13 protein-coding genes and 2 pseudogenes are annotated in these 20,333 nt (G+C 63.6%); 9 read left to right on the top strand and 6 right to left on the bottom strand.

What is annotated here, in order from left to right:
• A pseudogene (locus tag IEV62_RS15610) lies at positions 1 to 829 on the top strand (TonB-dependent receptor); the annotation flags it as partial.
• A 3-nt stretch (positions 830 to 832) separates the two neighbouring features.
• Positions 833 to 980 (top strand): annotated as a pseudogene (locus IEV62_RS18285) (IS3 family transposase); the annotation flags it as partial.
• Here the strand turns inward: IEV62_RS18285 and IEV62_RS15605 are convergent.
• Positions 977 to 3,289, bottom strand: a complete 2,313-nt coding sequence (locus IEV62_RS15605) for a hypothetical protein (RefSeq protein ID WP_188449111.1) — start codon at positions 3,287 to 3,289, stop codon at positions 977 to 979. The pseudogene IEV62_RS18285 and the gene IEV62_RS15605 sit on opposite strands and share 4 nt — an antisense overlap.
• A 318-nt stretch (positions 3,290 to 3,607) precedes the next feature.
• Between IEV62_RS15605 and IEV62_RS15600 the strand changes: the two genes are divergently transcribed.
• The 3 genes from IEV62_RS15600 to IEV62_RS15590 are packed head-to-tail and all read left to right on the top strand — an operon-like array spanning position 3,608 to position 9,549.
• Entirely contained in the window at positions 3,608 to 5,317 is a 1,710-nt protein-coding gene (locus IEV62_RS15600; protein WP_188449109.1) for a thiamine pyrophosphate-binding protein, read from the top strand.
• A 28-nt stretch (positions 5,318 to 5,345) separates the two neighbouring features.
• Positions 5,346 to 8,174 carry a peroxidase family protein gene (locus tag IEV62_RS15595; protein WP_188449107.1) on the top strand — a complete coding sequence of 943 codons (2,829 nt, stop codon included), beginning with the start codon at positions 5,346 to 5,348 and terminating at the stop codon, positions 8,172 to 8,174.
• Positions 8,175 to 8,181: 7 nt separating this feature from the next.
• Positions 8,182 to 9,549: a hypothetical protein gene (locus IEV62_RS15590; protein ID WP_188449105.1), complete on the top strand. Its 1,368-nt coding sequence runs from the start codon at positions 8,182 to 8,184 to the stop codon at positions 9,547 to 9,549.
• Between the two features lie 20 nt (positions 9,550 to 9,569).
• Here the strand turns inward: IEV62_RS15590 and IEV62_RS15585 are convergent, their stop codons facing one another.
• From IEV62_RS15585 to IEV62_RS15575, 3 genes are read right to left on the bottom strand one after another with little or no spacing between them, the layout of a single operon-like run.
• The gene (locus IEV62_RS15585) at positions 9,570 to 10,103 is read right to left on the bottom strand and encodes a hypothetical protein (protein WP_188449125.1); all 534 of its coding nucleotides are present in this window, start codon (positions 10,101 to 10,103) and stop codon (positions 9,570 to 9,572) included.
• Positions 10,104 to 10,136: 33 nt separating this feature from the next.
• Positions 10,137 to 10,565 (bottom strand): CoA-binding protein, encoded by a 429-nt coding sequence (locus IEV62_RS15580; protein ID WP_188449103.1) that lies wholly within the window; start codon positions 10,563 to 10,565, stop codon positions 10,137 to 10,139.
• Positions 10,565 to 11,527 (bottom strand): Mrp/NBP35 family ATP-binding protein, encoded by a 963-nt coding sequence (locus IEV62_RS15575; protein ID WP_188449101.1) that lies wholly within the window; start codon positions 11,525 to 11,527, stop codon positions 10,565 to 10,567. Before IEV62_RS15575 ends, IEV62_RS15580 begins: the two co-directional genes overlap by 1 nt.
• 70 nt (positions 11,528 to 11,597) lie before the next feature.
• On the opposite strand from IEV62_RS15575, the gene hflK reads away from it, so the two are divergent.
• The 4 genes from hflK (at position 11,598) to IEV62_RS15555 (ending at position 17,043) form a co-directional block, all read left to right on the top strand.
• Positions 11,598 to 12,752, top strand: coding sequence for a protease modulator HflK (gene hflK / locus IEV62_RS15570; protein ID WP_188449099.1), 1,155 nt, complete (start codon positions 11,598 to 11,600; stop codon positions 12,750 to 12,752).
• A gap of 8 nt (positions 12,753 to 12,760) precedes the next feature.
• Positions 12,761 to 13,612 carry a protease modulator HflC gene (gene hflC / locus IEV62_RS15565; RefSeq protein ID WP_373868603.1) on the top strand — a complete coding sequence of 284 codons (852 nt, stop codon included), beginning with the start codon at positions 12,761 to 12,763 and terminating at the stop codon, positions 13,610 to 13,612.
• Positions 13,613 to 13,723: 111 nt separating this feature from the next.
• Positions 13,724 to 15,274, top strand: a complete 1,551-nt coding sequence (locus IEV62_RS15560) for a Do family serine endopeptidase (protein WP_188449097.1) — start codon at positions 13,724 to 13,726, stop codon at positions 15,272 to 15,274.
• 101 nt (positions 15,275 to 15,375) lie between these two features.
• A complete protein-coding gene (locus IEV62_RS15555) occupies positions 15,376 to 17,043 on the top strand; it encodes a helicase HerA-like domain-containing protein (RefSeq protein WP_188449096.1) in 1,668 nt (555 codons plus the stop codon).
• A gap of 162 nt (positions 17,044 to 17,205) precedes the next feature.
• Here IEV62_RS15555 and IEV62_RS15550 read toward each other — a convergent pair whose 3' ends face one another.
• Both IEV62_RS15550 and IEV62_RS15545 read right to left on the bottom strand, forming a co-directional pair.
• Complete coding sequence (locus tag IEV62_RS15550; protein WP_188449095.1) at positions 17,206 to 18,408, bottom strand: CaiB/BaiF CoA transferase family protein; 1,203 nt, start codon at positions 18,406 to 18,408, stop codon at positions 17,206 to 17,208.
• Between the two features lies 1 nt (position 18,409).
• Positions 18,410 to 20,326, bottom strand: a complete 1,917-nt coding sequence (locus IEV62_RS15545; RefSeq protein ID WP_188449094.1) for an acetyl/propionyl/methylcrotonyl-CoA carboxylase subunit alpha — start codon at positions 20,324 to 20,326, stop codon at positions 18,410 to 18,412.
• Positions 20,327 to 20,333 lie beyond the last annotated feature (7 nt).

Genomic DNA, 20,333 nt, shown 5'->3' with positions numbered 1-20,333 from the left:
CTGCCTCGAGCTTGAACTCTCGGCTGAACTTCCGTCGTTGCATTTACACCCTCCGGTTCCGAAAACACCTTATCTTGGTGTCCACGAAACCGGCAGCAGCTCACGCGACGCGCAGGGCAGGCTTGAGGGGATCGACGGCCGAGCGATCAATTTTGCCCAGTCCAACCAGGAACAGATTCGCTGGGGCATCAACTTCACTCGACCGCTCGGACCGGTACCTGATGTCCTGCGCACTGCCCGCGTCAAAGTCTATAACAGCCTGGAGGACGCTCGCCGTGCCAATCCGAACGCGATTTTCTCGCAAAGCGATTCGACCAGCGCACTGCCACGCGGCGCCGCCAACCTGACCAGTCGCCTGTTCCTGAGCTTGTATCATAATTGGTGTCTGGAGGATTCGATCCTGTTGCGTAACGGACTGCCTGCGCTCGATTTGTTGCGGGGTGGGGCAGTCGATTTTCTCGGTGGCCGACGGCGACACGAAGTCGATTTTCAAGCCGGCGCTTTCAAACGCGGCTTCGGCATCCGGCTTGCCGCCAATTGGCGAAGCGGGACCGAGGTCCGGGGCTTCGGCGGACAAGACGGCGTTCTGCGCTTCAACGATTATGCGGTTGCGAACCTGAACCTCTTCGCCAATCTCGCCGAACGCTATGGCAAAGGGCGGGCGCCGAGCTGGCTCAAGGGCATGCGCGCCACGCTGGGGGCGACCAACCTGTTCAATACCCGCCCGCAAGTTCGCGATACCGCAGGTCTGACGCCGCTGAGCTATCAACCTGCCTATCTCGATCCGCTCGGGCGCATGTTGACGTTCAACTTGCGGAAGGTGTTTTGATGGCCCTGGCGTCGTTTCGAAACCGTAGAGTACGCCATGGTCGAATGGGTCGAGTGGTTCAACGCTGCTGGAGCCCATCGGCAACATCCCCGCTGCCGAAGCCAAGGATCGGGAGTCTGCTGTCGCAGACAACATCGATATGGCAGCCTAGGGATGCACCGAGTCCGCGACGACGGCTTCGGGGCTTGTTTTCGGAATACCCAGCGCTGCTGCAAGCCGCGCCATCTCCAATTGCTGGCCAAGGCGACAGCGCGTCGTCGCAGCAAGCGTTCCCGAGCGCAGGTGGAGCGCGTTCAATTGATCCTGCACGCGTTTACGCGTCGGTGCGGACAGCACCCAGCTCATCGCCATCGCGCGATCTGCAGGCATCCTGCAGGGCACCAGGCGAATTTCGGGAACTGGCCGGGCGCTGCCAGCGCGCCTCGATGCGCCGCCGCAGCCGGCGGGCAAAGGGAAGGCGTTTTGGCGGGCTAGCCGCGCCAGCGTGACTTCGGCGCGGCTGTCCTGCGTGCTGAACAGGCCGACCAACGGGGCGATCAGGTCGTTGGCGCGCGAACGCGGCTTCGCGATCGGGCGCGTCCTCTCGGTTGGCGCAAGCCCGCCATTGACGCTCAGGCCCGAAGCGAGCGGCTGGCAGGGGTCGTAACTCACATCGCCCACGGCATCGGTGATTTCGTCGTTGATTAATGTCAGAAAGATCGGCCTCACGCAGATCTTCTTCGTATCGCACAAGTCCTGCGCCAACGGCGTGATTGCGGTCATCAAATCAACGCTGGTATCCGCACCGCTCGACTCGAAATAGCCGCCGTCGATGACATGGCCGACCACCGCGCCGCGGAACCGTAAGGACCCTGCCGGGCTGATCCAGGTGAACCGCGCCGAATTCATCACTGCGGTCGAGGTGCGGATTGCTTTCTCGCTTATGTCAAAAAAATCATAGCTATTGGGCAATAGCGGATGGCTCCAATTGCCCGGCCCCTGCTCGAGCAGTGCGAGATTGCTGGTGACGATCCGGCGCCCGTCCTCCTCCACGGTACCGACAAGCAAAAGATTCGGTCGCCACGCCTGCGTCGTGCCGGACCAAAGGTCGAGGAACCTCCCGCTCATCAGTCCCTCGCATCGCGCCAGCCCGCCCGCCTTTGCGCATTCGCGGTCCCAAGAGACCTCGAACCCACGCTCGATGCTCCACGACCGGTCACCGAAAACGGCCAGCGGCACGAAGCGCTGGGCCAGGTCGGTGTAGAAAAACCCGCCAATCGCCGGCGCGAGGAAATCGCTTGAGGCATATCGCGAGCCGAACTCCGCGCGCGCGCGCGGATCGTCGCCGTGATCGGCTGTAATCGATGCGACATAGTCGACCGCCCCGAGCGCGCCACCCGACACTGCGCTGATCGCAAACACGCTCCGGTTGAAGTCGGGTTTTTCCCGATCGAGATGCTGCAGCGTCGCGCTGGTCCAAATTCCCGCCCGCGACGCACCGCCGGCGGCGGACACGAACACCATCGGCACGATTGTCGGATCGGCGGGATCGCGCGGCGCCTGGGCCACCCAGCGGTCGAACGCATCCTTTAGCGACGCGCGCGGCGGGGCAGGCGCCTTGAGGGTGCGAATGTCGTGATTATCGACCGCACCGCTGACCATGAACGCGACGAGGCACAACGCGGTCAGCACCGGGAAACGCTGCTGCGTTGTCATCGCGATCAGTACGCTGACCGGCGGAATCACCAGAGCGAAGCCGAGAAAGGCGAGCGCCGCAGACCCGATCAGCCCCGGCAAAGTCACCGGATCGAACGATATCCAGAACAACGACGTAAGCGATGTCGCCAGCGAAAGCACCAATACGGTCAGCTCGGCGCGCGTAAGCTGCCAGAAGGGAAGCTCGTGCGAAAACAGCTGGCGCGCGGTGGACCAGGTCGAAAGCGCGGCGATGATCGCGTAGCGCTTCCAGTAAAACAGATACGCGCAAACCCCGAGCAGCGCGAGCGTCAGCCCTTGGGGAAACAGATACGCGCCCTGTTTCACCTTCCACAAGGCCACCGCGGCGGCCGCGAACGGCACCACACCCAGGATCCGTGGCAGCAGCACAAGCACCTTGTCGCGGCGCCACGTGGGGACATTGCGATAGCGGACGTGGATCAACAAGCGCGCCCAGAGCCACGATTGAAGGCCCAGCGCGGTAACCGCTACGAGGAACCACCACCACGGCCGCGTGCGCTCCCAGAACGCCAACCAACCGGCGGAAGCGTTATCGGGACTCCAGCTGTCGGCGAGTGTGGCCACGACGTCACGACCCTGCGGCACAATTAGAACGAGCAGCGTCCCCAGCCCGAGCAGCAGGATGTGGAAGCGCAAATCCGCAACCGAAAGCCAACGCTCGCGGAGCGGGACCCAGTATCGCTCAAGAAAATGCATCGCCGAAAACAGCCCGCCGCTGGCCGTTGTGCCTTTGCTCTCCACCATGCCCCTGTCCCCGATCGCGCTTTACCTTTCGCATTCCCCGCCCGCGGCCCCGACACGCGTTTCGCTCGGGTAAATCGCCATCGAATGCGATCATTTCCTAAAAAACCTGGCCGCAGCCATTTTTAAAGTATGGCGACATCGGCGCGCTGACAATATCCGATGCACATCTCGAAGTATTGCGATTCAATTTATCTGGCAAAGATATCGATAAGTTAAGTCCATTTTCGCTCGACAGCCCCTTGACGGATCGATGTTTTTCTTATGTCATCGAATTCGGAGTGGTGGGTCCGAGTCTAAAATCTCAATCGGGGGTAAAAGATGCGGGTTTTCGAATCTCTCGTTGCCGGACTCGAGCAAGTTGGTGTCAGAGCTGCCTTCGGCGGAGCCGGCGAGACAGCGACGGGTATGATGCTTGCGCTAAAACACTCGGATAAGATTCGCGGCATCATTACACGCCACGAGCAAGCGGCGTCGTTCATGGCGTGCGGCTATGCGATGTTTACAGACCATCTTGGCGTGTGCTTTGCCACTGCCGGGCCGGGCGCGTTTAACTTGTTTTCGGGCTGCGGCATGGCGATGTCGGATTCGTATCCGATGCTGGCGATCACCGGCTATGCCAACCGGCAATGGCAGGGGCGCGGGTCGCTAAATGAGACATCGGGGCTCAACAACACCCCCGATTCGCAAAAAATGTTTACTGCCTGCACCAAGGGCAGTTGGCTGATCGAGCATCCGGACGACACGTGCGACGTGCTTGAAGCGGCGGTCAACACTGCCTTTGCTGGGCGCCCCGGACCCGTGCACATTTCGGTTCCCGGCGAATTCGGGTTGCCCGGGCACGACGTCACCAATCACCGCCCGCTGCAACTGACAATCAAACCGGTCGCGCCCGATCCGGCGCGCGTCGAGGACATCGCCAACTACCTCGCCGAGGCGTTCGCCAAAGGAAAATCGGTGGTCGCCCTGATCGGCTTCGGCGCAATCCGCAGCGGCGCGGGCGCCACGGTCCGCGAATTCATCGAACGATTTCAAATCCCGTTGCTTACTACCCTCGACGGCAAGGGGATCGTCGACGAAAACCATCCGCTATCGATCGGTGTTTTCTGCGACAGCGGGCACGCCAGCGCGTGGAAGGCGTTCCTGGACGCCGATGTCGTTATTGCGATCGGCAACGCGTTCAACCAACACGCTACGTTCAACTATTGGAGCGGGCTCTTCGACGATCGAAAGCTGATCCACTTAAACATTTCCGAGCTTGAGATCGACAAGGCCTACAAGGCCGACAAGGCGCTGGTTGCGGACGCACGCCTCGGGCTGCGCGCGCTGATTGACTCGCTCGGCGCCAAAACCGGGCAGCGGGCGCCGGCGGTGGTCGACGGGCGCGACTATGAGAGCCGGAGGATTCTACCACTGCCGGGCAAGATCCATCCCGGACGGATGGCGCAAGCGCTCGGGCGGATGCTCCCCGAACGCTCGATTGTCCTCGCCGATGCCGGCGCACATCTGGCGTGGCTGGGATATTATCTCGAGCTGGAGGCCGATCAGCATTTCCGCAAGGCGGGCGAGTTCGGCCCGATGTCGGCGCGCACCAACGGCGCCATTGGCGTGAAGCTCGCGCATCCCGACAGGACGGTGGTGGTGGGCTGTGGCGACGGTTGCTATTCGCTGTCGGGCTTCGAGCTGATGACCGCGGTGGAGCATGACCTTCCCGTGATCTGGATCATCTTCAACGACGGTGAGTTCAAGCTGATCAAAATCTATCAGATGACCGAATATTTCGAATCGGGGCTGGTTGATTTTCAGAACCCTGATTTCGCCGCTTATGCCCGCGCGTGCGGCGCCAACGGCTATAGCGTCGAAACCGAAGATGAGTTCGAGGCGGCGTTCGCCGACGCGCTGTCGTCGGGCAAGCCGTGCGTCATCGACGCCAAAATCACACGCTGGGCAATACCGCATTTCAGCCCCTCGCCGCGCGGCACGATCGCCGGGATCGTCGAGCGGATTGAGGAGCGCTTGCGCGGAGACTGACGACCGATTGTGTTGGAGGGGGGATCCGATGGCGACAAACTGGGCGGAGAATAATAATGGCGACCCGGCCAAAGAGGCCGAACGTCGCGAATTTGATCGGCTGGCGATCGACATCATGCGCGCGCAGCTCAAGGCAAGAAAGGCGACCGGTGCGGCATCCGTCGACCGCGCGTTTCATGCCAAGGCGCTGCTCGCGGTCGAGCACGCGCACCTCGCCTTTGCCGATACCCTGCCCGAAGGACTGACGGTCGGGTTCGCCAAACCGGGTGCGCGCTATCGCGCGATCGTCCGCATTTCCAACGCCGCCAATCATGCCGGACCCGATTTCGCGCGCGATTTGCGCGGCATCGCGCTGCGGGTGATCGTTTCGGACAAGGAACATCACGATTGGCTCGCGACCAATTTCCACGTCTCGCACGCACGCAACGCACGCCAATTCGTCCGCTTCGCAGGGGCGACCGCGGGGGGGCGAGTGTCGCGAGTGTGCGGGATGATCGGGCTCGTCTTCTCGGAAGGGCCATTCGAGACGATCCGGATGCTGCGCAACGTTTCCGCCGCGCGCGGGCGCACGATTCGCAGCATCGCACTCGAATCCTATTGGAGCCGGGGCGCGATCAAATGGGGCGACGAAGCGGTCCGCTTCATCATCCGCCCCGTCGCCGACGCGCCGTCGGCCGGCGACCCGCCAACGCGCGACCCCGATTATCTGTCGAAGGAAGCCGCAAGTCGGCTTGCGCAAGGCGACATTGCCTTCGACCTCCTCCTCCAGCGTTTCGTCGATGAGACACAAACCCCGATCGAGGACACTGCGATCGCCTGGCGCGAAAGCGTGTCGCCGCCCGAGCGCGTCGCGACGATCACCATTGCCAAAGGCGACGTGGGGGAAGCCGCCGCGCGCGCCACGTCGCGCGCGGTCGAGGGTCTCGCGTTCAATCCGTGGAACACGACTGATCAGTTCCGGCCGCTCGGCAACCTCAACCGTGCGCGCAAGGCGGCCTACGACGCGAGTTCGGCGCAACGCCTATCGATGCGCTGGCACAGCGACCCGATCCGCCGTAACCGCTTCTTCAGCGCGCTCGCGCGCATCACCTTCCGCGGCATCAACAAGCTGGTCGAGTGGCACAGGCTCCCGCTTCACGCGAGCTTGCTCAACCTCGACATGTTTCGCTTTGTGCTCAGGCGCGACAATTTGATCGACACCAACACGCCCGAGGCGCCGCCCACCGCGCGCCCCGTGCCGCCGCTGCCACTCGAGGAGAATCGCGTGTCTCGCGCGTTTGACGGGCGCGATAACGATTTGTCGGCACCCGACATGGGGTCGGTCGGCCAGCCGTTCGGCCGCAACATGAAGCCGGATTACCGGCCAGACCTGTTCGACACGCCCAATCCGGTTACGGTGAGCGAAACCCTGCTCAAGCGCGAAGCGTTCATTCCGGCGCGGTCGCTCAATATCCTCGCTGCCGCCTGGATTCAGTTCCAGGTGCACGACTGGGTCGACCATGCCCGGCTCAACCTGGGGCAGAACGACGTCAAGGTTCCGCTGCCGCCGGGCTTCCCACGTTGGCGCAACACACCGGGCGGCGCGCCCGAGGACGTTATGCGGATCGCCGGCAACATCGCGCTCAACGAAAGCGACGGGTTGCAGACGGTGTTCGGCAACAAGACTTCGCACTGGTGGGACGGCTCCGAAGTTTATGGCGCCGACCTGGCGCAGGCGAGCAAACTGCGCGAGGGCGCGAAAATTCGGCTGACCACCGATTATTATTTGCCATCCGATATCAACGGCATGGACATTACCGGCTTCAACCAGAGCTGGTGGCTTGGCCTAAGCGCGCTCCACACCTTGTTTGCGCGCGAACACAATGTGCTGTGCGACGAACTCGCGCGGCATTATCCAAACTGGACCGACGACCGCCGGTACCACACTGCGCGGCTGATCGTGTCGGCGCTGATCGCCAAGATCCATACCGTCGAATGGACCCCGGCGATCCTCGCCACGCGCGCCATTGACATCGCGCTCAAGAACAACTGGTACGGCCCGTCCGCCAAAGACTGGACCACCAAGCTTGGCCTGTGGCTGCTCGATGTCGAATCATCGGTCGGCATTCCGTTGACCAAGCCCAACCACACCGGCGCGCCCTATTGCCTGACCGAGGATTTCGCGACGGTCTATCGTCTGCACCCGCTGCTGCCCGACGATTACGCTTTCTACAATCATCGCGACGGACAGCATCTGGAGACTCGTCACTTCCCGCAGATTCAGGGTCGCGAGACTGACGACGAAATGCGCCGCATCGGATTGGCCGACACGCTTTATTCGTTTGGCATCGCGAACCCCGGCGCGATTGCTCTGCACAATTACCCTAATGCGCTGCGCGCGTTCGATCGCGATGGCGAATTGATCGATCTGGCGGTGGTCGATCTGGTGCGTACGCGGCGCCGCGGCGTGCCGCGCTATAACGATTTCCGCGCCAGTCTGCACAAACCGCGGATCAAGCGCTGGGAGGATTTGTGCGACGATCCCGAATCGGTTCGCAAGCTGCGCGACGTCTATGGCAGCATCGACGTGATCGACACGATGACCGGGCTATTTGCCGAGCCGGTCCCGTCCGGATTTGGCTTCTCCGACACCGCGTTCCGTATCTTTATCCTGATGGCGTCGCGGCGGTTGCAGAGCGACCGCTTCCTGACGGTCGACTTTCGGCCCGAAATCTATTCGCCGTTCGGGATGGACTGGATCGAGCAGAACAGCATGACCAGCGTCATCCTCCGCCACTGCCCGGAACTGGCGAGCATGACGCCGCGCGACGCCAGCGCCTTCGCGCCGTGGCGGCCAGTACCCGTTCGAACGTTGTGAGGACGATATGAGCGACGCACCCGACCCGCATCCCGGCCTCGCGGCCTTGCTAGCAAAGCCGTTACTCGACGCAATCTGGCACCGGCGCACGCACCGCGTCAGCCGCGGCAGCAATCTCGCCGCAGGCGGAATGAGCTATCACAGCGCCAATCCACGCGCGCCGCTGGGGCCGCTTGAGGAAGCGGTATTGATTGCCCTAACCGGCTGTTCTGGGCTGACCATGCCCGACCGCCCGTTTAACGACCCGCGCGACAACAAGCCGATAATGGCCAAGCCCAATGTCAATATGGCCGGGCGCACCGCGGGAAGCCCCGACAATGCGCAAGGCACGCATTTCTTCCTGATCAACGACAGCGGCACCTATTTTCTGCGCAAGCTGCCGCCTACGCCGGACGCGGTCTTCTCAGAAACAACTTTATTGCAGCGCGCCGAGCAGGCCAAGGTCAAGGTGCTCGACCACCGTATCGACGTGGCTGAGGGAATGCGCGATTTCCCCGCCTATCTCGATTCGAACCGCTTTCTGTCAAACTTGCCGGGCACGACGATTCTGTTCCCGGTGGTCGACTTGTCGCACCAATATATAAACGGGCTGATGTATTTGCTCACACAGCCGGCCGGCGCCCGGCCGACTTTGGTCGACGACCGCAATTTCTATCGCCCCGCAGGGGTTCAGAAATGGGTCAAGAACGGCTTCCTCAACAAAGACATCAAGCTTCCGCTCGGCGCGATCGCGCAGATGCGCACGCAGATCGAGGCCGATCTGCTGTTGCAGAATATCTTCCTCACCGCCGACGCGATGGGGCTGGGGGCGTGGATTCATGCGTCGCTGTCCCCGCCGGTGCTACTCGGCGATCCCAAATTCTCGAAAAAGTACGGCACGATGCTCGGGTTCGATTTCGTCACGCCCAAATGGAAAATCGCCGACATATGGCGCTGGCAAGTACCGCTGCCGCGCTATGCCAATTTGCGTGCCCATCCGGTCGGGCTGCGACACAAGGGCGAGGCGCTGATCAAGGGCAGTTGCCCGCCCTATTTCGACAGCATGGCTGAGGCGGTCGACGACGTGATCGCCGCCAAGTTCGGGCCCAAGGGAATCTATCACGACACCGCGACATTCGAGCAGATCTACAAGGACGGATTCGCCGAGCGATATCTCCACGATGCCAGCGACTATCCAAGCGACGTGATCGATTGCGCGCGCGACATCTGCACCTACATCCACGCCACACACGGTCGGTTCCCCGCGCATGTCGACACGATCCATGTCCCCGGCGTCTGGCTGCAGGTGCACAAGGTCGAGACCGAATATTATGAGCGGTTTTTCCGCGACGGCCTGACCAACGCGCACCGCACGCACGATACCAATTGGCCGTGAAACCATGATTTGACAAAGGGCTAGGGTAGGATCGTCCCCGTCGGTGGCGGCGCATCGAGTGCGATCGCAACGCGATTGGATTTGTCAGGCTTCTTGCGGAACGCCTTGCCAGCGCCTTTGACGGCATCGACAACCAGCCGACCGGGGTCACTGCCCTCCCCCGCATCCTCGCAACAACTCGACGGCGCGACGATCTTCTGGATCAGTCGAATAAGCTTCGTCCCGCCGCCGAAAAAATCGATCCCGGTCTGGCATCCGCCGCTAACGCTGGCGCACGGGCTCGATTCGAGCGCAAGCGCGCCGGTGCCGCGCAGATCAGGGTTGGACGGGCGCGGTTCGTCCAGCACCACTTCATTGGGATAGGGCAGTTTCTGCGACGGGATCGGCGTGCCGCAGACGACGATGTCGCTCGGGTCGGTCTTATCCTTGCCATCCTTGCCGCGCCGGACGCAGGGCTCGTCCGCTACCGGTTGCAGAATCGAAAAGCGCGTCGGTGCGGCGGCAGGCGCTGCCGCGACCGGTGCGGCTTGGGCGGCAAGAAGCAGCAGGATCATGACCGTCAAGCTGAACCCCAATCGTGGCCGATTTCAGGCGCGCGGCGCGATGCCCAATCGGGGAATTTCGATTGCCGGGCAACGGTCCATCACCACTTTCAGACCCGCCGCCTCGGCGCGCGCAGCGGCGGCTTCGTTGACAACACCGCGTTGCAGCCACACCGCTTTCGCGCCCGCCGCAATCGCTTCGTCGACCGCATCCCCGGCGGCGGCAGAATTGCGGAAGATATCGACCATGTCGATCGGATCGCCGATCTGGCTCAGGTCGCGAAACACGAATTCGCCGTGCAGATGCTCGCCGGTGATTTGCGGATTGATCGGGATCACGCGGTAGCCATGCTCCTGCAGCGTCCGCATCACCTGATTAGACGGCCGATCAGGCCGATCCGAAGCGCCGATCAATGCAATCGTGCGCGTTTCCTCAAGCAGCGTCCTGATTTCGGCATCGGTGGTGAGCGGCATCAGGCATTTCCTTCGATCCACGCGGCAACCTTGTCCGCCACGCCTTGAAACGCCGCGCCCTCCGGCCCGTTCCCGGCGGCCGGCGGCGTGCCCGCGTCCGAGGCGATCCGTACGCGAATGTCGAGCGGGATGCGCCCGAGGAACGGCAAGCCCAGCTCTGCCGCCGCTGCCTCCGCCCCGCCCGTGCCGAACGGATCGGAAATCGCGCCGCACGACGGGCAGGCATAGCCCGCCATATTTTCGATCAAACCAATGATCGGAATCCCGGCCTTGACGAACAAATCGATTGCGCGGCGCGCGTCGATGAGCGCGAGATCCTGTGGCGTCGAGACGATCACCGCGCCGCTCGGGCGGTATTTCTGCACCATCGTCAGTTGCACGTCGCCCGTTCCCGGCGGCAAATCGAGCACCAGCGTGTCCGCCACGCCCCAATTGGCGTCCATCATTTGCGTCAACGCGCCCGCCGCCATCGGCCCGCGCCAGGCGATCGCCTGATCGGCCGCGACGAGCATCCCCATCGACAGCAGCGGCACGCCATACGGGGTGGGCACCGGATTGAGCACTTTGTTGTGCGCGGTCGGCTTGGCATCGCTCACGCCCATCAGACGCGGCTGCGACGGGCCGTAGATATCGGCATCGACCAGCCCGACGCGCCGCCCGCTCCGCGCTAGCGCGATGGCGAGATTGGCCGAAACCGTCGACTTTCCGACGCCGCCCTTTCCGCTCGCCACCGCCAGCACGATGCGGCGACTCCGTTGGCTGGTTAGCGCGACGCGCACCGTCGTGACCCCGGGAACCGCACTCGCCGCCGCGCGCACCGCAGCGTCGAGCGTGTCGCGCGCAGCCTCGTCAAGGCCGCTGACATCGACAACGATACTGGCACGTCCCGCCTCGATTCGGCCGGTCGCACGGGTCCCGCCGACGGCGGTAAGGGCGGAATCGAGCGAAATCGGCGTGTTCATCGTGCGCAGATAGGCGCAGCGGTCACGCTTGCCACTGTTTTTCGGCGCAGCGCTTCCCTATACTAGGGTCATGACGATCTTTTCGGGCTGGTTCCCTCGCTTCACCATTCAGAACGCAGATAGCAAAGGCCCCTGGGGCGGCGGCGGCAATGGAGGCGGCAGCGGCGATGACGACAAGTCCGGCGGTCCGCGCAACCCATGGGCTCAGCCGCCTGCCGGCAAGCCGCGCAGCACGGGCGCCGGGCCGAGCGCGCTCGATGAATTTCTAAAGCGCGCACGCGGCGCTGGCGGCGGGGGCGGCGGTTTCGGCAGCGGCGGTCGGCCACGCATTCCCGGCGCGCCCAGTGCCGGGCAATTGTGGGCGATCGGGGTCGGAATCGTGCTGGTCGCGTGGATCGGCCTGACAAGCTTTCATTCGATCGGCCCGCAACAGCGTGGCGTGGTGACGACGCTCGGCCGCTATTCGGGCACGCTCGAACCCGGCATTCGTTTCACCTTGCCCGCGCCCTTCGTCGACGTGGCGAAGGTCGATGTCGCGGCGATCAACACCGATAGCTTCCCCGACGAAAACGGCACCGAATCGCCCAACGACAAATTGATGCTGACCAGCGACCAGAATATCGTCGATCTCGATTATTCTGTGCGCTGGCAGATTTCGAACCCGCAGGACTTCGCGTTCCAAATCGACCAGCCGCGGGAGACGCTGCGCGCAACTGCACAAAGCGCGATGCGTGCGGTGGTCGCGACCGCGACGCTCGACGATGCGATCGGGTCCGGCCGGAACGCGATGGAGGCGCAAGTTCAGCAATCGATGCAGGACATTCTCGATCGCTATAATGCCGGCATCCGCATCCAGGGCGTGGCGATCAAGGGGGCGCAGGCGCCGGCGCAAGTCGCCGATGCCTTCAAGGAAGTCTCCGCCGCGCAGCAAAAGGCACAGGGCGATATCAGCAAGGCGCGTGGATATGCCCAGCAGGTTCTGGCCAAGGCCCAGGGCGAGGCAGCGGCGTTCGACGTGATCTACGCGCAATATAAGCTCGCACCCGAGGTGACGCGCCGCCGCATGTATTATGACACGATGGAACAGGTGCTGTCCAAGTCGGACAAGACCATCATCGAATCGCCGGGCGTCGTCCCGTATCTCCCGCTGCCGCGCGTGGCGCGTAGCGGCCCGGATGCGACCCCCGTCGCCCCCGCCATTCAGGCCCAAGGAGCAGCCCAGTGAACGGCACTATGTTCCGCAATCCGATTGCGATTGGCATCGCTGCGCTTCTCCTGCTGATACTTGCTTCGATGACTTTTGCGATCGTGCCAGAAACGCGTCAGGCGGTTGTCCTGCGCTTGCAGACACCCATTCGGACGATCAACGAATATAAGCCCGACGAGGTATTCGGCAGCACCGGCGCCGGTCTCACCTGGCGTATTCCCTTCCTCGATCGCCTGATCTGGGTCGACAAGCGGATCCTCGCCGTTGAGCTCGATAATCAGCAAGTGCTCTCGACCGAGCAGAACCGGCTCGAAGTCGATGCCTATGCGCGCTTCCGCATCGTCGATCCGCTGAAGGCGGTGATCTCGACCGGCAGCACATCGGCCACCGAGGAGCGCGTACGCAATCAGCTCCAGCCGCTGTTCAGCTCGGCGCTGCGCAACGAACTCAGCAAGCGTCCGTTCGCGGCCTTGCTCAGTCCCGAGCGCACGCAAGTCATGGGGAATATCCGCGTTGGTCTGCAGCGGCTCGCCTCGCAATATGGTGTGCAAATCGTCGATGTGCGGATCAAACATGCCGATTTGCCGAGCGGCACGCCGTTCGACAGCGCGCTCACCCGGATGCGCACCGCACGCCAGCAACAGGCGTTGACGATCCAGGCACAGGGCCAGCAGACCGCACAGATCATCGCCGCCCAAGCCGATGCGAAGGCCGCGCAAATCTATGCCGATGCGTTCAACAAGGACGCCGCCTTTTACGATTTCTATCGTGCGATGCAGTCCTACCGCGTCACCTTCGGGGCCGATGCCAAAGGACAAACCTCGCTGGTGCTGTCCCCGGACAATTCGTACCTGAAGGAATTCCAAGGGCGGCGTTGATCCGTCGCCTTTTAAACGCTGACGAACCGTTCATATTCAAACACCGTTCAGCAACCATGCGTATCAACGACCGGGTTGCTGCCAGTTGGTAGACGAGAGGAAACGATCCACGTGCGCTACGCCTACGCCATTACCGCCGCCCTGCTCCTGAGCGGCACTGCCGCTGCCATTGCCCTTCCAACGGTTGGGGGTGCGCAGACCGCGCAGAACGAACCCGCCGTGATGGCCGCGACCGCGCCCAAACCCGGCGCGCCGATGAGCTTTGCCGATCTCGTGGCAAAATTGCAGCCCGCGGTCGTCAATATTTCGACCAACCAGCGCATTACGCAGCAAGCGCAGCCCAATCCGTTCGCCGGAACGCCGTTTGAAGGCATGTTCGGCCAGCAACAGGGCCAGGGCGGCAATGGCGCGCCGATCACGCGCGAGGCGACCTCGCTCGGTTCGGGCTTCATCATCTCGCCCGACGGCTATGTCGTCACCAACAATCACGTCGTCGCGCCAGCGGCCGGGGTGAAGGGCGCGACAGTCGATTCGATCACCGTCACGCTGGTCGACCGCAAGGAATATGTCGCCAAGTTGATCGGGCGCGATCCGACCTCCGACCTTGCCTTGCTCAAGATCGATGCGAAGAATCTGCCGTTCGTGAAGTTCGGCGATTCGGATGCCGCGCGCGTCGGTGATTGGGTGCTGGCGATCGGCAATCCGTTCGGGCTCGGCGGCACCGTGACGGCAGGGATCGTTTCCTCGCTCCACCGCGTCACCGGTGGCGGCGCCTATGACCGCTTCATCCAGACCGATGCGGCGATCAACCAGGGCAATTCGGGCGGCCCGATGTTCGATCTTTCGGGCAACGTCATCGGCATCAATTCGCAAATCCTGGGCAGCCAAGGCGGCGGCAATATCGGGATCGGCTTCGCGATCCCGGCGGTCGATGCAAAGCCGGTGATCGACAAATTGATGAAGGGGACGGCAATCGCGCGCGGCTATCTCGGCGTTGGCCCGCAGCCATTGAGCGACGATCTCGCCGCATCGTTCGGCTTGCCCAAAAACCAGGGTGAACTGGTCCGCAGCATCGAGCCTGGCCAACCCGCCGACAAGGCCGGCTTGAAGGTCGGCGACATCGTGCTGCGCGTCGGTGGCAAGACGGTCAGCCCCGATACCTCGCTCAGCTATCTCGTCGCCAACGTGACGCCGGGAACTCGGGTGCCGCTCGATATCGTGCGGCAAGGCAAGACGCTGACAATTCAGGCGACGATCGGCACGCGCCCGCCCGAGGATCAGCTTGCCGCCAAGGCCAGCGGGACCGACGATAATGCCTTTGGGGACGAAGAGGGCGATACGCCTTCGCTCGGCCAGCCAGCAAGCAACGACCTCGGTTTGACGGTCCAGACATTGACTCCGCAGATTGCGCGCAACCTGAACGTAGATTCCTCAGTACAGGGCGTGGTGGTCGCCAGCGTCGATCCGTCAACCGATGCCGGTTCGAAGGGCCTGAAGCGCGGGGACGTCATCGTCTCGGCGAACGGGATACCCGTTGCGACGTCGGCGGCGCTTGGTAGCGTGGCCGCACAAGCCAAGGCTGTTGGCCGCGCTCAGGTCGCGCTGCAGATAGTCCGGGGCCGCGCGCCGGCCTATTTCATCGGCATCAAGCTCAAGAAGTAAGCGCATCCCCCCTCCCCCGCGCCCGCGTGGGGGAGGGATTTTTCGGTTCCTCCGCCCGCCGTTTCGGGCGATAGATTGCGCAGCGATCTTCCGGGGGCGACATGACCGACACGACGAGCATCTTCATCGGCGCAGGCCCCGGCGGCGCGAATCCGCAGCGGCTCGAACTCAAGCGCGCCAACCGCCACGGCCTGATCGCGGGCGCGACCGGCACCGGCAAGACCGTCACCGTCCAGGGCATCATCGAAGGCTTTTCGGCAGCGGGCGTGCCGTGCTTCGTCGCCGACGTGAAGGGTGATCTTTCCGGCCTCGCCATGGCCGGCTCCCCCACCGCGAAAAATCATGAGATCTTCGCCGCCCGCGCGCGCGAAGTCGGCGACGAGGCGTGGGCCTATGCCGATACGCCGGTGCAATTCTGGGATCTGTACGGTGAGCAGGGCCACCCGATCCGCACCACCATTTCAGAAATGGGCCCGCTGCTGCTGTCGCGGCTGATGGACCTCAACGACGTGCAGGAAGGCGTGCTGACGATCGCCTTCCACGTCGCCGACAAGGACGGGCTGCTGCTGCTCGACCTCGACGATCTGCAGGCGATGCTGGTCAGCTGTGGCGAGCGCGCCGATGAGTTGACCACCACCTATGGCAACGTCTCGAAGCAATCGATCGGCACGATCCAGCGTTCGCTGCTGCAGCTCCGCAGCCAGGGCGGCGAGCATTTCTTCGGCGAACCCGCGCTCGACATGGACGATTTCATCGGCGTGGACGACAAGGGCCGCGGCATCGTCAACGTGCTCGCCGCCGATAAATTGATGGCCTCGCCAAAGCTTTACGCGACGTTTCTGCTGTGGCTGATGAGCGAATTGTTCGAACACCTCCCCGAAATTGGCGACCCGGACAAGCCCAAACTCTGCTTCTTCTTCGACGAAGCGCATTTGCTGTTCGACAATGCCCCCAAAGCGTTGCTCGAGAAAATCGAACAGGTCGTGCGGCTGATCCGCTCGAACGGCGTCGGCATCTATTTCATCACGCAGAACCCGATCGACATTCCCGATACCGTCGCGGGGCAGCTCGGCAACCGTGTGCAACACGCTTTGCGCGCCTTCACCCCGCGCGATCAGGCGGCGGTCAAAGCGGCGGCGACGACGTTCCGCGCCAATCCCGGCGTGAATGTCGAGACCGCGATCACCGAATTGAAGGTCGGTGAGGCGCTGGTGTCGCTGCTGCTCCCCGACGGATCGCCCTCCCCGGTCGAACGCACGCTGATCGCGCCGCCTTGCTCGCGCGTCGGCCCGGTGACGCCGGTCGAGCGCGGGGTGATGATCTCGACCGATCCGATCGGCAGCAAATACGACACGCTGATCGACCGACAATCGGCCGAAGAGATTCTCGCCGGTAAGGCGCAGGAGGCCAGCGCCGCTGCTGCCGAAGCCGCCGCCAAGACCGAAGCCGACAAGGCCGCCGCCGCGCAAGCCAAGGCCGACGCGGTTGCCGCCAAGGAAGCCGAACGCCAGCGTGTCGCCAATCAGCGCGAGGCCGACCGTCAGGCCAAACTCGCCGAGCGCCAAGCCGCCGCCGAGGCGAAGGCGGCTGCGAACAGCCCGTGGAACCGCGCGATCACTTCGGCGACGCGCTCGGCGTCCTCGGCGGTCGGGCGTCAGGTGGCGAACGAAGTGTCGAAAGCGGTGTTCGGATCATCGCGCGGCGCGGGGGCCGGGATCATCGGCGGGCTGATGCGCGGGGTGCTTGGGGGGTTATTCAAGGGGCGGTGATGGTTCGAAAGCGTTACCCCTTGTAGGCTCCACCCCGGCGAAGGCCGGGGTCCAGTTGCGAAACTGAAGTAAGAGAGCGCGGCCCTCCGTTACCTCTACTTGCGCAACTGGGCCCCGGCCTTCGCCGGGGTGGAGCAAAGGGGTGGAGTGCGGAGGTAGAGGTTAGGAAATCACGCCTGCCGCCGCGAGCGCATCAAGCTCATCGCGCGATAACCCCAACGCCTCGCTTAGCGCCGCTCGCGTATCCACCCCGGCCCTTGGCGGCGCAATCCGATACCCCGCCGGCGTAACCGACAATTTGGCCGGAAACCCCACCACGCGCATCGCCGTGCCATCCGGGCGCGCCAGATCCTGCACCGTCTCGCGATACGCAACATGCGCGTCCGCCAAAATCGCCGGAACCCCCTGCACCTTGCCCGCGGGCAGCTTCGCCGCCTCCATCGCCGCGATCAGATCATCCGCGCGCCACGTCGCCACCGCAGGCGCGATGTGCGTATGAAGCGCCGCCCGGTTCGCACTCCGCAACGCAACGCTGGCAAAACGCGCCTCCGCCGCCACCTCGGCCAACCCGAGGATCGCCATAAAATCGCGGAACTGCCGATCATTACCCAGAGCCACGACGATCCCGCCATCCGCACAGGCATAATCGCGATACGGCACAATGTTGGGGTGATCGTTGCCCAGCCGCTTGGGCACCGCGCCGCCGTTCAGATAGTTCGACGCCTGGTTCGACATCATCGCCAACTGCGTATCGAGCAAAGCGCAATCGATATGCTGCCCCTCGCCCGTAGCGTCGCGGTGGCGCAAAGCAGCGAGGATTGCGACGGTCGCATAGGTGCCGGTGAACAGATCGACGATCGGCACGCCGGCCTTCATCGGCGCGCCATCCGCGTCGCCGGTGACGCTCATCAACCCGCCCATCGCCTGGATCAGGAAGTCGTAGCCGCCCTTTTGCGCGTACGGCCCGTCCTGCCCGAACCCGGTGATCGAGCAATAGACGAGCCGCGGGTTGATCGCCGCGAGGCTCGCATAATCGAGCCCATATTTGGCGAGGCCGCCGACGCGGAAATTCTCGACCACGACATCGCTCTGCGCGGCGAGGCGGCGGATCAGATCGGCCCCGGCGGGCTGCGCGAGATCGATCGCGAGCGAGCGCTTGTTGCGATTGGCGCACAGGAAATAGGCCGAATCGCCTGAATCATCGGCCAAAACCGGCGGACCCCAGCGGCGCGTATCGTCGCCCTGCCCCGGCTGCTCGATCTTGAGCACCTCGGCCCCCAAATCCCCCAGCATCTGCGTCGCCCACGGCCCGGCGAGCACGCGCGACAGATCGAGCACCTTGATGCCGGATAACGCGCCCGTCATCCTAAGCCGCGTCCGCCGCCGTCAGCCGCACCAACACCGCGCCCTCACTGACTTGCCCGCCATCGACGGCGGTCAGTTCGGCGACCGTCCCGTCGAAGGGAGCTGTCAGCGAATGCTCCATCTTCATCGCCTCAAGCGTGACGAGCTTCTGGCCCTTGGTGACGACGTCGCCTGCGGCGACTTCGACCGCGATGATCCGGCCAGGCATAGGGGAGAGGATCGCACCGTCGGCGGCGGCGCCATGGGCAAGACCGCCGTCGGAACGGTCCCATCTTATCTCAAAGATGTCGCCCTCGACCTGCACGAACTGCGACCCATCGATCTGAAGGTCAGCAAACCCATGTTCGAATCGGCTGCCCGGAGGTGTGGGATCGTATTCAAATGCGACCGACTGCCCATCGACTTGCATCCGCTGTCTTGCGGTATCGTTCCTGTTCACGCGGAAGCCAGTCAGGCCGGTGACCAACCGATTGAAGTCCGACGAATCGCGCAGCAGCCACGCCGACGCATCGCTTAGGGTTCGCGCCGAAAGAGACGGCCTTTGTGTCAGGGTCGCGAAGTTGCGTTCAATCAGACCGGTGTCGAGTTTGGCGTCTTGCACGTCCTGAGATTGCAGGAGTCGAACCAAGAAGCCCTTGTTTGTCTTTACGGGCCACACGCGGGCGATTTCGAGATGCGATGCCAGCGCGCGCAGCGCGCCGCCGCGATCTTCATCGTGGACGATGACCTTAGCGATCATCGGGTCGTAGAAGGGCGAGACTTCGCTTCCTTCTTCAACGCCGGTATCGACCCGCGCACTGTCGTCGTAAAGGTCGAGAGATACGAGCCGCCCGATGCTTGGCAAGAATCCCGTCGTAGGATCCTCCGCATACAACCGAGCCTCCATCGCCCAGCCGTTGATACTCAGCTCCTCCTGCCGCTTCGGCAGCACCTCCCCGCTCGCCACGCGGAGTTGCCATTCGACCAGATCGACGCCGGTGATCTCCTCGGTCACCGGATGCTCGACTTGCAGCCGGGTGTTCATTTCCATGAACCAGATTCGGTCGGCGCGGAGGCCCTCGCTCGCGTCGGCGATGAATTCGATCGTGCCCGCGCCGACATAATCGACCGCTTTGGCCGCCTTCACCGCCGCCGCACAGATCGCCTCGCGGGTCGCGGCGTCCATGCCCGGCGCGGGGGCTTCCTCGATCACTTTCTGGTGGCGGCGCTGGAGCGAGCAGTCGCGTTCGAACAGATGGACGACATTGCCGTGCGTGTCGCCGAACACCTGCACCTCGATGTGGCGCGGGCTCAGAATGTATTTCTCGATCAGCACTTGCGTGTTGCCGAACGAGGATGCCGCCTCGCGCTGGCACGACACGAGCGCGTCGGCGAAATCGGAGGGATCGTCGACCCGCCGCATCCCCTTGCCGCCGCCGCCCGCGACCGCCTTGATCAGCACGGGATAGCCGACCGCCGCCGCCTCCGCCGCCAGCCGTTCGGGCGATTGGTCGCTTCCAAGATAGCCCGGCGTCACCGGCACACCCGCCGCGATCATGCGTTCCTTCGCGGCATCCTTCAGCCCCATAGCGCGGATGCTGTCGGGGTTGGGGCCGACCCAGATGATCCCCGCGTCGATCACGCTTTGCGCAAAGTCGGCATTCTCGCTGAGGAAACCGTAGCCCGGATGAATCGCCTCTGCGCCCGTCGCCTTGGCCGCCGCGATGATCCTCTCGCCCACCAGATAGCTCTCGCGCGCGGGCGACGGCCCGATATGCACTGCCTCGTCCGCCTGCCGCACGTGCAGCGCCTTGGCATCGGCATCGGAATAGACCGCGACCGTGCGAATCCCCATCGCGCGCGCGGTACGGATGATGCGGCACGCGATCTCGCCACGGTTGGCAATCAGCAGGGATGTGATCGGCTTGGGGTCAGTCATCGCACCT

Origin of the sequence: Sphingomonas psychrolutea (genome assembly GCF_014636175.1) — a bacterium.
Taxonomy (GTDB): domain Bacteria; phylum Pseudomonadota; class Alphaproteobacteria; order Sphingomonadales; family Sphingomonadaceae; genus Sphingomonas; species Sphingomonas psychrolutea.
This window is presented reverse-complemented; position numbering and strand designations above follow the sequence as displayed.

Coding starts and splice junctions, on each gene's coding strand:
- IEV62_RS15605 (WP_188449111.1), bottom strand. CDS start 3,289: ATGGTGGAGAGCAAAGGCACAACGGCCAGCGGCGGGCTGTTTTCGGCG.
- IEV62_RS15600 (WP_188449109.1), top strand. CDS start 3,608: ATGCGGGTTTTCGAATCTCTCGTTGCCGGACTCGAGCAAGTTGGTGTC.
- IEV62_RS15595 (WP_188449107.1), top strand. CDS start 5,346: ATGGCGACAAACTGGGCGGAGAATAATAATGGCGACCCGGCCAAAGAG.
- IEV62_RS15590 (WP_188449105.1), top strand. CDS start 8,182: ATGAGCGACGCACCCGACCCGCATCCCGGCCTCGCGGCCTTGCTAGCA.
- IEV62_RS15585 (WP_188449125.1), bottom strand. CDS start 10,103: ATGATCCTGCTGCTTCTTGCCGCCCAAGCCGCACCGGTCGCGGCAGCG.
- IEV62_RS15580 (WP_188449103.1), bottom strand. CDS start 10,565: ATGCCGCTCACCACCGATGCCGAAATCAGGACGCTGCTTGAGGAAACG.
- IEV62_RS15575 (WP_188449101.1), bottom strand. CDS start 11,527: ATGAACACGCCGATTTCGCTCGATTCCGCCCTTACCGCCGTCGGCGGG.
- hflK (WP_188449099.1), top strand. CDS start 11,598: ATGACGATCTTTTCGGGCTGGTTCCCTCGCTTCACCATTCAGAACGCA.
- hflC (WP_373868603.1), top strand. CDS start 12,761: ATGTTCCGCAATCCGATTGCGATTGGCATCGCTGCGCTTCTCCTGCTG.
- IEV62_RS15555 (WP_188449096.1), top strand. CDS start 15,376: ATGACCGACACGACGAGCATCTTCATCGGCGCAGGCCCCGGCGGCGCG.
- IEV62_RS15550 (WP_188449095.1), bottom strand. CDS start 18,408: ATGACGGGCGCGTTATCCGGCATCAAGGTGCTCGATCTGTCGCGCGTG.
- IEV62_RS15545 (WP_188449094.1), bottom strand. CDS start 20,326: ATGACTGACCCCAAGCCGATCACATCCCTGCTGATTGCCAACCGTGGC.